This is a genomic window from Pantoea sp. JZ2 (assembly GCF_035191405.1).
Lineage (GTDB): Bacteria > Pseudomonadota > Gammaproteobacteria > Enterobacterales > Enterobacteriaceae > Pantoea > Pantoea stewartii.
Genome location: NZ_CP045247.1, coordinates 1,501,747 through 1,515,126 on the forward strand (window position 1 = coordinate 1,501,747; position 13,380 = coordinate 1,515,126).

The following is a 13,380-nucleotide window of genomic DNA, read 5'->3' on the forward strand; positions in this document are numbered from 1 at the left end:
TTATGACTTCTCCTGAAGAAGATTCTGGTAAAGGGTTTCACTGAAACCCAGCAGCAAGGTGCCATCGGCGGTGCGCAGCACAGGGCGCTTAATGATCGCGGGCTGCGCCAGCATCAACGCTTTGGCGCTGGCGGCATCCGTAATGCTGTCACGCTCGGATTCGGGCAGCTTGCGCCAGGTGGTACCGCGCGTATTCAGCAGGTCCTGATAACCGAGGGCATCGATAAACTGCTGGAGCTGTTCGTCGGTCAGGCCGTCAGCCCGGTAATCATGAAAGCGATAATCCACGCCGGCCACCTCTAAAAAACGCCGTGCTTTTTTGATTGTGTCGCAATTTTTAATGCCAAACATCACCCATTGCCCGCTCATCGCCTACTCCTGTCCCGTAAAAATGCGCTGAGCAGTTTACCATAGTGTGATCTTATGCAGCATCCGCCAGCGGCGCTCCGCATCGAATAAAATACGTAAACAGACAGCCCTGAGGTGTACGTAAAAGGTTTCAGTTTGAGCGCTAATGATTTCCTGGTTTATCACTTCTCCTTTAAGAATTTCCTTAAATGCCATTTTTAGGCTACGTCCTGGTTAAGCACCCCGCGAAACCTGTCAGGCTAAGGGTTTGCTGAAATGTGCGTCAGCCAGCAAATCAGAAAAGACTCAGCTTTTTTGCGTCTTTGCCGATAGTACTAACAGGTGTAAACGTATTCACCAGGCGAAAAAAAAGGCGTAATATTGCCACTACAATAAGAGAGGGTTCTATGATTGACACCGAAATGGGGAACTGGAAAGAATTTATCGAAGCGATGTTACGTAACAAGTAACACGTGACGAGAAAAGCAGGGCACTTTCCCCTCTGCTGCAGTTCTTACCACACACAGAAATAAAACGGCCGCTGTTTCCAGAGGCCGTTTTTTTTGCCTGTCTGGTTCGCCAGAAAGGCGGGCAGGTTAGTCGGGATGTTTCTCTTTCAGCGGGAAACGACGACGCACCAGCACAAAGAACAGCGGTACAAACAGGATGGCTAACAGCGTGGCGGAAATCATTCCCCCCATCACGCCGGTGCCCACAGAGTGCTGACTGCCTGATCCTGCACCGCTACTGATCGCCATTGGCAGGACGCCGAAGATAAAGGCCAGTGAAGTCATCAGGATCGGGCGCAGACGCTGGCGTGAAGCCGCAAGCGTGGATTCAATCAGCTCGCCGCCCTTGCTGTTAAGCTCGTTGGCGAACTCGACAATCAGGATGGCGTTCTTCGCCGAAAGCCCGACAACGGTCAGCAGGCCGACCTGGAAATAGACGTCGTTTTCCAGCCCGCGCGTCCAGGTGGCGATCAGGGCGCCGACCACACCGAGCGGCACAACCAGCATCACAGAGAACGGAATCGACCAGCTCTCATACAGGGCCGCCAGACAGAGGAACACGACCAGCAGCGAAACGGCGTACAGCGCCGGAGCCTGAGAGCCGGACAACCGCTCCTGATACGACGCACCCGTCCACTGGAAGCCCACACCGAGCGGCAGGGATTCAACCAGCTTCTCCATTTCGTTCATCGCGGTACCGCTACTCACGCCCTCTGCGGCTTCTCCCACGATCTCCAGTGAGGAGTAGCCGTTATAGCGTTCCAGACGCGGCGAGCCCGTTTCCCAGCGGCTGGTGGCAAAGGCCGAGAAGGGCACCATGGTGCCACTGCTGTTACGCACGTACCATTTGTCGATATCATCGGGCAGCATGCGATAGGGCGCATCAGCCTGCACATACACTTTTTTTACCCGCCCCCGATCCAGAAAGTCGTTCACGTAGCTTGAGCCCCAGGCGGTGGCGAGCGTGTCGTTAATGGTATCCAGCGACACGCCCAGCGCCTGCGCTTTACGCTCATCAATATCAATTTGCAACTGTGGGCTGTCATCAAGGCCGTTATGACGGACACGGGACAGAAGCGTATCTTTGCTGGCTTTGTCCAGTAGCATGTCGCGCATGGCCATGAGCTTGTCATGCCCGATGCCGCCATGATCCTGTATCTCCAGGTCGAAGCCCGATGAGCTACCCAACCCGGTAATAGCCGGCGGGCTGCTCGCAATGACCATGGCCTCATTGATGTGTTTAAAGGCTTTACCCGCGCGCTTAATGATGGCGAACGAGGTACGATCGGCGCCCGGTCTGTCATCCCAGTCTTTCAAACGGATAAACAGACGCGCGACGTTTTGTCCATTCCCTCCGGGGCCTGAACCGATCGTTGAGAAGACCGACAGCACGTTATCTTTCTCTTTCGTCAGGTAGTATTTTTCCACTTTGGCCACCACCGCCGAGGTCTGATCCATGCTGGAACCGGCGGGCAACTGGACCTGCGTCAAAATCATGCCGCGATCTTCCTGTGGCAAAAACGACGAAGGCAGGTGAAGAAACAGAAACGCCATGACGCCAATTATCCCCACATAAAGCAGCAGCCAGCGGCCGCCAGTGTGCAGAATGCGGGCAACGCCACGCTCATAGCGATCGGCATTGCGGTTGAAATGATAGTTAAACCAGCGGAAGAAGCCGCGCTCGCCGTGGTGTTCACCTTTGGCGATGGGTTTGAGCAGCGTGGCACACAGGGCTGGCGTCAGGATCATTGCGACCAGCACGGACAGGATCATGGCGGAGACAATCGTCACCGAAAACTGGCGGTAGATGGCGCCGACGGTGCCGCCAAAAAAGGCCATAGGAATAAAGACGGCGGACAGCACCAGCGCAATCCCCACCAGCGCGCCCTGAATTTGCCCCATTGATTTTCGGGTGGCTGCGCGCGGCGAGATCCCTTCCTCGCTCATGATACGTTCGACGTTTTCGACGACCACAATGGCATCGTCCACCAGCAGGCCTATCGCCAGCACCATGGCGAACATGGTCAGGGTGTTGATACTGTAGCCGAAGGCAAAGATCACACAGAAAGTGCCAAGCAGCACCACCGGCACGGCGATGGTAGGGATTAACGTGGCCCGGAAGTTCTGCATAAACAGATACATTACGCCAAATACCAGCAGAATGGCTTCCAGCAGGGTTTTGACCACATCGGTGATTGAGGCTTTGACAAAAGGCGTGGTTTCATAAGCGATCTTCGCTTCCAGCCCATGCGGAAAATAGTGTGATAACTCATCCAGACGTGCCCGCACCAGCTTATCCGTGTTCATCTCGTTGGCACCGGAGGCCAGTTTGATACCCAGTCCGGAGGCGGCCTGGCCATTGTAGCGGCTGAGGGAATCGTATTTTTCAGCGCCGAGTGCCACCGTTGCGACATCGCCCAGCGTGACCACGGAGCCATCGGGATTATTCTTCAGGGTAATCGCTTTAAACTGGTCGGGCGTTTGCAGCATCGACTGCGCGTTCACCGTGGCGTTCAGCGCCTGATTATTGACTGCCGGCAAACCGCCCACCTGGCCGACGGCCACCTGAGTGTTCTGGGATTTGATGGCATTCACCACATCATCGGTGGTCAGGGCATAGGCGGTCAGCTTGTAGGGATCGAGCCAGATGCGCATGGCATATTGTGTGCCGTAGGCATCCACTTCACCGACACCATCAATTCGGCTTATGGGATCCTGAATATTACTGGCGACATAATCAGCAATATCTTGTTTGTTCATGCTGCCGTCAGTGGAGACAAATGCCACCATCAAAATATTGCTGTCACCGGTTTTATTGACGGTCACACCTTGTGACTGCACCGGTTGAGGTAACTGGCGCAGGGCTGCCTGTAACTGATTCTGGACCTGCTGACGGGCTTCGTCGGGATTGGTGCCGGCAGTAAAGGTGAGGGTGATTTGCGCCTGGCCGGTATTGCTGCTGTTCGAGGACATATACATCAGATTATCGATACCGGTCATATTCTGTTCGATAACCTGGGTAACGGTATTTTCCAGCGTTTGCGCCGAGGCACCAGGATAGGTCGCGGTTATACGCACGTTGGGCGGCGCTAAGTCGGGATATTGCTCAACGGGAAGCGAAATAATGGCGAGCGTGCCGCAAAGACACAATAAAATTGCCAAAACCCAGGCAAAAATAGGGCGGTCGATAAAGAAATTCGACATGGAATCGGCACTCCTCACTGCTTTTATTATTAATATGACCGATGCAGCGCGTAACGTACGAAAGTATTCCATGACATCACGCACGACCAGGCGACTACTTTACGTGCGGGCAGGGTTTGAAAAGTGGAGAAATTATAAAGAATGTGTAAATTGGCGCGCTTTTTCTCAACGATGTCGACGTTCAAGCCACAGGATGGTCGCCGCAACGCGTGAGCGAACCTCAAGTTTGCGCAGGATATTACGAAGATGTACCTTCACCGTCTCTTCTGAAATTTGTAAGGTATCAGCAACGGCTTTGTTGGACAGGCCTCGCGCCACTTCCTGAAGCACGTCGCGTTCGCGTTCGGTCAGCAAACGGAACGGATCGTCGCTGTTGTGACGCGTCGCGAGCGAATGCCGGACCGCCTCGCTAAAGACATTTTCGCCCTGTGTGGCCTGTACGATCTGGTTTAGCAGGATTTCCGGTTCACTGTCTTTCAGCAAATACCCATCGGCTCCCGCATCCACCATGGCGAAGATATCACTGCGCGCATCCGACACCGTCAGCACCAGTATCCGCGAGTGGATGCCTTCATGACGAAGCGCTTTCAGCGTGTCCAGGCCCGACAACCCTTTCATATTCAGGTCGAGCAGGATGACGTCTGGTGTCAGGCGACGGGCCTCAGCCAGTGCTTCGGTGCCGTTGCTGGCTTCCGCGACGACCTGAAGCGTCGGGTCAAGCGCCAGTAACTGCCGAATACCGCGACGCATAAGCGGATGGTCGTCCACAATCATGATTGTTAAAGTCGGTTGTTCCATGTTTTCTCCCTGTCACCTGACGCTGCAGGTTGTCGCATGGGCAATGCGGTTCGTCAAGCGGCGGCTGCAGCGACCCTCTGTGGTGCTGTCATTGTAATGATTAACCCGATGGCCTGCCGTTGATCTGCCACATGCCCTGTGATGCGAGATGCAATAAAAGTAAAGCCGTGTTACGTGCGGTTAGTCAATCTCTGATGCCGGACGCGGTGGAAAGCGCAACACAATCTGTGTTCCACACGGCTGCGAACGAATGTCTAACTGGCCAGACAAGCATGCTGCGCGCTCGGTCATGGTGATGAAACCATAATGCCCCGGAGGTTCTTCTGTGCTGATCATGCCCGTGCCGTCATCAGTGATTGTCAGTGAATGCTCACCTGTATCCGTGATCTGGTAGTCGACGGTAATCAAACGGGCATTCGCATGGCGAATGGCATTCAGGACGGCTTCCCGGGCAATTTGCAGGACGTGGACCTGTTGCCGGGCATCCAGTTGCTGCAGGCCTGGCTGGCAGGTCAACCGGATATCAGCGACAGTCTGAGACTGAAGCGGCGCAATCATCACGTGCAGAGCAGCCTCCAGATCGGCCTTTTCGATCGTCAGACGAAAGGTCGCCAGCAGTTCGCGTAGCTGGCGGTAAGCCTCTGCCAGTTCGCGATCAAAATCTGCAATGATCGCCTGTGCCGACTGATCGGAGGCGGACAGGCTGCGCCGAAGCTGCATCAGCTGTATCCGTAGGTAAGTCAGTGACTGCGCCAGCGAGTCGTGCAGTTCACGTGCAATCGTGGCGCGCTCCTCAATCAGCAGCATTTGCTGGTACTGCTTCTGGGTTTGCCAGATCCAGATCGACCGTCCCAGCATCGCGGCCAGGCTGCCCATTAACGCGGCGGAAGGGGCCATGCCGCCGGTTTGCCAGCGCAGCGTGCCAACACGTTGATCGTCCTGTTTCAGCGGTAAATGCTGCCAGGCCAGCGCGGGATCGTGCTGGCCCGCCTCACAGGTAAACTGCTCGCCCTGAAGCTGAATGAAGGCAATATTCTCTTTGCCGACGATGCGGTTCAGCACATCATCGAAAAGCGCCGGTTGCAGCGAACGGCTGGTCAGGATTTGTGAGCTTTCATAGAGTAAGGAGAGCGTATGATTCGCCTGGGTTAAGTCCCGGGTTTTGTCGCGGACCCGTTGTTCCAGTTGCTGATAATGGCACTGTAATTGTGCAGCCATGCTGCTGAAAGTCTGTGACAGGACTTTCAGCTCGTTCTGCTGCTGCACATGCAGGGGCGGAAAGGCAAAATTGCCGCTTTCCACATAGCGGCTGGCTCTGACCAGTGCATTGAGGGGTTTAACGACCTGCTGGCGGGTAAAGCGGATCGTCATCAGAGCGAGCGCAACAATGGCGATCACGCCCGTCAGGCTGCTGATGGCCACGACGCGCATTTTCAGTTCGGCGTAGCGCTGTAGCGCCAGTACGAAGCGGTTAATTTCGTCAACGTAGTTGGGCATTTGTTGCCGCCAGGCATCTGACGCGTTCGCCTGCAGATGCTGTGCCAGACCGGGCCAGCCTTCGCGTAAACGCTGATAGTGATTAATAACCTTGCGCGGCACCCAGGGGCGATCGAGTTCCTGTAACACGGCGGCATCGAGCGTTTGTTGATACTGCGCCAGGTGCGCCGTCAGCAGATGCGGATCTGCTCTGGCATCCCAGGCCAGGCGGTAACTTTGCATTCGCAGCGATCCGGCCAGATTAATGGCTTCCGCATCGCGCAGGCTACTGGAAAGCGTCAGCAGCGCCAGGCCGGTCGTCAGTAACGCCAGCAAGACAATCCACGTTAACGACAGCGCGATACTTCTGCTAACAGAGCGTTTAACAATCACGACAATAACACCTTTACTGACAGGGAATCATAAGAGCGGTGCCAGAGACACCCGACGACTTATTACAAAATGCTCGAAAACAGCGGCGCTGTGTACGCAAACTCACCCCCGTTGACGTTTCCCAGGAATGTCCACTTACGGATGAACATTACTGCCATAGCTTTACACCTTGCACATGTTGGCTTTCATTGCCTCGCTAATACTCAACACCATGTTTTACTCAGTGACCCACGCAAGTTCAGGAGGAAGTATGAAACGATTACCTGTGTACCTTAGCGCTGCTCTGTTGGCCACTGCTTCATTCTCTACTCTTGCTGCCACGGCAGTGGACCGGCAGGAAGCCCAGGGGCTGCAACGTATCGGCAGCGTCTCGGTGACAAATGTGAACGGCTCTCTGGATGATGTCACCCGCCAGCTTTCGCAGGAGGCCAAATCAGAAGGTGCCCGCCATTTCCGTGTCATCGGGGTTGATAACCCCGGCGACTCCAGCCTGTGGACCGGCACTGCCGAAATTTACCGCTAAACCCCTCTGTTACCTTCCCTGTAGCCCTTACCGGTCGCCTGTCGGCCGGTTTTTTTGTGATCTCAGAAAAGTTTTTTACAAATCGTCCGGCTTATCTCCTCGGTATATTTTGCTTCGATGTTGCATAACGGTTAGGATTCATCGCCGTAAATTCCCGCGCTGCTTTTCGTTAACTCACAGGCAAACGCACAGAGGAAGAAAACCCATTTCGCACTGCTAAACGCAATCGTTTGGATGCGCGATGACTTATGGTCAGGACAAACAGGAAGGCTATGAAATCTACGAAGAAAACCGCAGCAGACATGCGCGCTGCGAAACGACGCTGGCTCAATTCCCACGACTCCGGCTATAAGAAAGCCATGGGTAATCGTCACGTACAGATGATTGCTATCGGTGGCGCAATTGGTACAGGTCTGTTCCTGGGCGCAGGTGCCCGCTTACAGGCTGCGGGTCCCGCTCTGGCGGTAATCTATCTGGTCTGTGGCATTTTCTCCTTCTTCATTCTGCGCGCGCTGGGCGAACTGGTTTTACACCGTCCCAGCAGTGGAAGCTTTGTTTCCTATGCACGCGAGTTTATGGGTGAAAAAGCCTCCTATGTGGCAGGCTGGATGTATTTTGTTAACTGGGCCATGACCGGGATTGTCGATATCACCGCCGTGGCACTGTATATGCACTACTGGGGCGCGTTTGGCGATGTCCCACAATGGGTGTTTGCCCTGGGCGCGCTGGCGATTGTGGGTACCATGAACATGATCGGCGTAAAGTGGTTTGCCGAAATGGAGTTCTGGTTCGCGTTAGTCAAGGTGCTGGCGATAGTGATATTTCTGGTGGTCGGCGTGGTGTTCCTGGGCAGCGGTAAACCGCTGGACGGCAATGCAACAGGTTTCCACCTGGTCACGGATAACGGCGGCCTGTTCCCGCACGGCCTGTTACCGGCGCTGGTGCTGGTGCAGGGGGTGGTCTTTGCCTTCGCTTCGATCGAACTGGTGGGCACGGCCGCAGGTGAGTGTAAAGATCCGGAAACCATGCTGCCGAAAGCGATCAACAGCGTAATCTGGCGTATCGGTTTGTTCTATGTCGGTTCCGTGGTGCTGCTGGTGCTGTTACTGCCGTGGAATGCCTATCAGGCCGGGCAAAGTCCGTTTGTGACCTTCTTCTCTAAACTGGGCGTGCCGTATATCGGCAGCATCATGAATATCGTGGTCCTCAGCGCCGCGCTGTCCAGTCTGAACTCCGGTCTGTACTCGACAGGCCGTATTCTGCGCTCCATGTCGATGGGCGGCTCAGCACCGAAATTCATGTCAAAAATGAGCAGCCAGCAGGTGCCTTATGCCGGGATTCTGGTTACCGTTTGCGTCTATGTTGTCGGCGTAATACTCAACTACTATGTGCCGTCACAGGTATTCGAGATTGTCCTGAACGTCGCGTCACTGGGGATCATTTCGTCCTGGGGCTTTATCGTGCTGTGCCAGCTGCGTCTGCGCAAAGCTATTAAAGAAGGCAAGGCCGACGACGTCAGCTTTAAGCTGCCGGGCGCGCCTTTCACTTCCTGGCTGACGCTGCTGTTCCTGTTCAGCGTGCTGGTCTTAATGGCGTTTGACTATCCAAACGGCACGTACACTATTGCCTCTATTCCGCTGATTGCGGTGATTCTGGTTCTGGGCTGGTTTGGTGTGCGTAAGCGCGTTAACGAAATTGCCGCCACGGAGCACGAGCATCACGAGCACGATGGCAAATCATCCTGACGGTGATCTTGCCTGAGATATCAATGCCAGCCTGCGTGCTGGCATTTTTTTTCGGTGTTTTTGGCGGTCTTGATGATTGCGTGCGCAGACACGTAATTCAGATAGTTTTCTTGCATCCCACGACCTATCATCATTGGCTCCCTTCTCACTTGCGGAGCGCCTATGTCGTCCAGAATCACTATCATCAAAGATAAGCTGCTGTCTGAGAACTGGTTTGTGTTGCGTAACATCACCTATGAGCTAACCGACAGCCATGGCGACGTCGTGCGTCACAAACGCGAGGTGTACGATCGCGGCAATGGTGCGACAATTCTGCTCTATAACCGTGAAAAAAACAGTGTGGTGCTGACGCGCCAGTTTCGCGTGGCGACCTACGTGAACGGTAATGAAGACGGAATGTTAATTGAGGCCTGCGCGGGCTTACTGGATGACGACTCGCCAGAGGATTGCATCCGTAAAGAGGCCATTGAAGAGACCGGCTATGCGGTAGGCGAGGTCGAAAAACTGTATTCGGTCTACATGTCACCGGGCGGCGTCACTGAACTGATTCACTTCTTTGCGGCGGAATATCACGAATCACTGCGCGAGAACGCTGGTGGCGGTGTTGAAGATGAGGCCATTGATGTGCTGGAAATGCCTTTTCCTCAGGCCATGGCGTGGGTGAAAGACGGACGCATTCGTGATGGTAAAACCATCATGTTATTGCAGCACGCCCTGATCGCAGGCTGGCTAACGCTGTAATCCTGCACGAAGCCGATGCGCAAACCATCGCATCGGCTTTCCGCTTTATACGCACGTCATCACGCGGTCGGCGACGCACTCCGGGTGCGCCTGCAGACGCGCCAGTGCCTCGGCATACGAAGGCATCGAATGGGCCGCACCCGGTCGCTCCACACATAATGAGGCAAACGCGGCCGCATACAGCGCCGCCTGATCCAGCGCAACGCCTGCCGCGAGCCTGGCCGCCAGCGCGCCGTTAAACGCATCGCCCGCGCCGGTCGTATCCAGCGGGGTGGCAGGAAACACGGGAATATGCCGTTGCTGCTGGCCGTCAGACAGTAACGCACCCGCCGTCCCCAGTGTAATAATGATCTGGCGCGCCCCTTTGCGATGCAGAATTTCTGCCGCCTGCCGGGCACTGCGGATATCGTTGACGTTGATGCCGGTCAGCAGCCTCGCTTCCGTACTGTTCGGGGTCAGCAGATCGACTTTTGCCAGCAACGTATCGCTGATTTTTTGAAACGGCGCGGGATTAAGAATCACAAAGGTATTGGCGGCCCGCGCATTATCAATCATGCGCTGTATCGCGCTCAGGTTGTTCTCGAGCTGGACCAGCAGAATGTCCGCCGCCGCGACGGTGGGTTTGCAGCGCGTGACTTCCGCCGCCGTCACGGTAAGGTTGGCGCCCGGATAGACGGAAATCATGTTTTCGGCGTCGTTTCCGGCAACGTAGATCAACGCATTGCCGGTGGGTTTCTCCTTACAGGTGAACAGTGTAATCGCATCAAACCCGGTTTTTTCCAGATGGCGGCGGGCAAACACACCAGAGTCGTCCTTGCCCACTTTGCCAATATAGTGCACCCGGGCGCCCGCGCGCAGTGCGGCGGTGGCCTGATTCGCACCTTTACCGCCCGGTCCCATCATGCTGTGCTGAGCAATCAGCGATTCGCCCGGCAGGGGAAAGCGGCGCATACCGGCGACAATATCCAGATTGAATGAACCAAACACACAGACTTTGCCTTTCATTTTCGCTCCCCAAAGTGGCGTTCGGCAGCCAGGCAGGCACCACGGCAGCCCGTGTAATCGGTGGCATGACTGAACACGATCCGTAAACCGTGGCGCGTGACGGGTGGCCGCAAACTGCGCTGAATGTGGTGTTGTAACTGCGCCAGCGGAAAACCGGCCATCGCCAGCACGCCACCGCCCAGAATCAGGTATTCCGGATCGAGGATGTTCATTTCACTGGCGATCAGGTGCGCCAGCCGCTGGACGAAGGCCTGCAGATCGGGATGATCCCCGTGTCGCGTAAACAGTTGTGACAGGGCGGTGTCCGGCTGATGCGTCGCCGCCCACTGGCTCAGCCAGTGACCGGAGATCAGCGTTTCCGCACAGCCGCGATTGCCGCACGGGCAGGGCAGGTCATTGCCGGGCAGGGGAATATGCCCCAGTTCACCCGCGCCGCCATGATGACCATGATAAAAGCGGCCTTCCAGCCACAGGCTATTGCCTAAACCGGTGCCGGGATACAATCCCACCGCGTTGTCGGGCAGGGCATCAAGCTGTAGCAGATCCCATAACATCAGGTGGTTGACGTCTTTATCCATGGCGACCGGCACGCCCAGTCGCTTGCTCAACTGGGCTGCCACAGGTTGCCCATCCAGTGCCTGAATAAAGGGTAACGAGATAACCTGCTGACGATCGCGGCTGAGAATACCCGGGAGCCCGAGCATTACGCCGCTAATCGCTTGTGACGCCAGCGTGTCAATAATCACATCGCCCAGGGCGTAAAGCGCATCCGTTTGCTGTGCCCAACTGGCGGTCGCTATTTTACGGAATCCGCACCAGTGCTGGCCGTCTTCCATCAGTTGCAGTCGGGTGCTGGTGCCACCGATATCCATTCCAAGCCAGCGTTGTTTCATGCAGACTCCTGTGCCAGTCCCTGTGCGGCATCAATGCTGCTGCGCATCATGTCCCAGGCGGTGCTGAGATCGTCATGCACGTTGAACAGGCCTGAGGTGCCGACAATCAGCACTTCTGCGCCGGCCTCCAGTAGCGTGCGGTAGGTTCGTTGATTACAGGAGCCGTCAATTTCGATGAGGAAGTCATAGCCCTGTGCCTGTTTCAGGGCCTTAAGCTGCTGGATCTTCTGCACCATCTCGGGAATAAATGACTGCCCGGCATAACCCGGATCGACCGTCATTACGGTGATCTTCTCCAGCAGATGAATATAGTGATGAATAAACGACACGGGCGTAGCGGGATTTAAAACCACGCCCGGCTTTTTCCCCAGACTGCGGATCAGGTTGATCACCCGGAAGGCATCGCGGTTGATGGTCTCTGCATGCGGACAGATATAGTCTGCTCCCGCTTTCGCGACGGCCTCGATAAAATCGGTCGGCTGTTCCACCATCAGGTGAACGTCTATCGCTACGGGCGTATGCGGACGAATTTGCTCAATAAAGAACGGCGACAGCGTGATGTTTTTGACGTAATGCCCGTCCATGATATCAACGTGCAGGAAATCAGCGCGGGTGTTCAGGACCGCCAGCTGCTGTTTAATCTCCATCAGATTCATGCACATTAATGACGGCGAGATTTGAATACGCATTATACTTCCTTTTTCTCAGTCAAGGGATTCAGGGCCGCGCTTAAACGTTTGCTGCGCGTTACGGCCCGGCTTTCATTTAGTCGGGCTTTGCCTTGTTTAACGGCCAGCACCACAATCAATACCGCGCCCCACATTGCCAGGCTGACGTGCGGACTGATGTTCATCAGACTGAACCCGGTGGAAAGAATTTGTAGCGCGATCAGCGCCAGCACGACGCCGGTGACCCGGCCAAAGCCGCCATTGGGATCGGTGCCGCCAAGGATGATGGCCAGCACGGTGAGTAAGAGATAGGCATCGCCATAACCCATGCGGGCGGAGTTAAAGCGCGCCATCATCACCAGCCCCGCCAGTACGCACAACAGGCTGGAAAGGATATATACCAGCATCACCATACGGTGCGTGTTGATGCCGCTAAACCAGGTCGCGTTGATGTTGCTGCCGCCCATATAGATGCACTTACCGGCGCGGGTTTTGCCCAGAAACAGGGCCAGCAGGGCGGCCGCCAGCAGAAAGAGCCACAGGGGCAACGGCACGCCCAGTAAGGTATCGGCACCCAGAGCCCTTACAACGGGAGGCATACCGCTTACCGCCGCGCCTTTGGTCAGCCAGATACCGATGCCGTTAATCGTGATCATGGTTGCCAGCGTCACCAGGATGGGATGTGCGCCAATACGCGTTACCATGACGCCGGTAATCAGGCCAATGAGTGCAGCAATCAGCATCGCACCCAGTACTGCCAGCAGTAACCACACGAGTTGCTGAGCGGTTCCGGCCCCGTCCGGCACCCTGTTTAGTAAGACCCAGGCGATAAACAGGCTGGTCAGATTGGCTGTGGTGATAATCGCCAGATTGAGTCCGCCACTCAGGATGGCAATAAACATCGCCAGGGTGAGTAAGCCCAGTTCCGGCAGTTGGAACGCCATGCTGAGGAAAGTGGCGTCGGTAAAAAAGCGGCCGGGTAACAGAATGCCGAACAGCGCCAGCGAGAAGGCAATCAGAAGCAGCAGGCCAACATTGGTGCCATCCGGTTTTAACGCAGCGAATCTTTTCATATCT

General features: G+C 55.5%; 12 protein-coding genes. 4 read left to right on the plus strand and 8 right to left on the minus strand.

The window, feature by feature from the left end:
- The gene (locus GC087_RS07500) at window positions 1–369 is read right to left on the minus strand and encodes an ArsC family reductase (RefSeq protein WP_324030198.1); all 369 of its coding nucleotides are present in this window, start codon (window positions 367–369) and stop codon (window positions 1–3) included.
- Between the two features lie 401 nt (window positions 370–770).
- Between GC087_RS07500 and GC087_RS25820 the strand changes: the two genes are divergently transcribed.
- Entirely contained in the window at window positions 771–818 is a 48-nt protein-coding gene (locus GC087_RS25820; protein ID WP_227008733.1) for a hypothetical protein, read from the plus strand.
- Window positions 819–944: 126 nt separating this feature from the next.
- Here the strand turns inward: GC087_RS25820 and acrD are convergent, their stop codons facing one another.
- The 3 genes from acrD to narQ form a co-directional block, all read right to left on the minus strand.
- Window positions 945–4,061 (minus strand): multidrug efflux RND transporter permease AcrD, encoded by a 3,117-nt coding sequence (gene acrD / locus GC087_RS07505; RefSeq protein WP_324030200.1) that lies wholly within the window; start codon window positions 4,059–4,061, stop codon window positions 945–947.
- Between the two features lie 165 nt (window positions 4,062–4,226).
- Window positions 4,227–4,859, minus strand: coding sequence for a response regulator (locus GC087_RS07510; protein WP_033740837.1), 633 nt, complete (start codon window positions 4,857–4,859; stop codon window positions 4,227–4,229).
- A gap of 180 nt (window positions 4,860–5,039) precedes the next feature.
- Window positions 5,040–6,728, minus strand: coding sequence for a nitrate/nitrite two-component system sensor histidine kinase NarQ (gene narQ / locus GC087_RS07515; RefSeq protein WP_324030202.1), 1,689 nt, complete (start codon window positions 6,726–6,728; stop codon window positions 5,040–5,042).
- A gap of 250 nt (window positions 6,729–6,978) precedes the next feature.
- On the opposite strand from narQ, the gene GC087_RS07520 reads away from it, so the two are divergent.
- The 3 genes from GC087_RS07520 (at window position 6,979) to nudK (ending at window position 9,737) form a co-directional block, all read left to right on the plus strand.
- Window positions 6,979–7,251 carry a YdgH/BhsA/McbA family protein gene (locus GC087_RS07520; RefSeq protein WP_006118378.1) on the plus strand — a complete coding sequence of 91 codons (273 nt, stop codon included), beginning with the start codon at window positions 6,979–6,981 and terminating at the stop codon, window positions 7,249–7,251.
- A gap of 272 nt (window positions 7,252–7,523) precedes the next feature.
- Window positions 7,524–8,996 carry an L-asparagine permease gene (gene ansP, locus GC087_RS07525; RefSeq protein WP_033740834.1) on the plus strand — a complete coding sequence of 491 codons (1,473 nt, stop codon included), beginning with the start codon at window positions 7,524–7,526 and terminating at the stop codon, window positions 8,994–8,996.
- Between the two features lie 162 nt (window positions 8,997–9,158).
- The gene (gene nudK / locus GC087_RS07530; protein WP_033740833.1) at window positions 9,159–9,737 is read left to right on the plus strand and encodes a GDP-mannose pyrophosphatase NudK; all 579 of its coding nucleotides are present in this window, start codon (window positions 9,159–9,161) and stop codon (window positions 9,735–9,737) included.
- Between the two features lie 45 nt (window positions 9,738–9,782).
- Here the strand turns inward: nudK and GC087_RS07535 are convergent, their stop codons facing one another.
- From GC087_RS07535 to GC087_RS07550, 4 genes are read right to left on the minus strand one after another with little or no spacing between them, the layout of a single operon-like run.
- Window positions 9,783–10,742, minus strand: coding sequence for a ribokinase (locus GC087_RS07535; protein WP_324030204.1), 960 nt, complete (start codon window positions 10,740–10,742; stop codon window positions 9,783–9,785).
- On the minus strand, window positions 10,739–11,635 hold the full coding sequence (gene alsK / locus GC087_RS07540; RefSeq protein ID WP_324030206.1) for an allose kinase: 897 nt from the start codon (window positions 11,633–11,635) through the stop codon (window positions 10,739–10,741). Before alsK ends, GC087_RS07535 begins: the two co-directional genes overlap by 4 nt.
- Window positions 11,632–12,324 carry a D-allulose 6-phosphate 3-epimerase gene (gene alsE / locus GC087_RS07545; protein ID WP_324030208.1) on the minus strand — a complete coding sequence of 231 codons (693 nt, stop codon included), beginning with the start codon at window positions 12,322–12,324 and terminating at the stop codon, window positions 11,632–11,634. The genes alsK and alsE overlap by 4 nt, the downstream gene beginning before the upstream one ends.
- Entirely contained in the window at window positions 12,324–13,376 is a 1,053-nt protein-coding gene (locus GC087_RS07550) for an ABC transporter permease (RefSeq protein WP_033740830.1), read from the minus strand. Before GC087_RS07550 ends, alsE begins: the two co-directional genes overlap by 1 nt.
- Window positions 13,377–13,380: the final 4 nt, after the last annotated feature.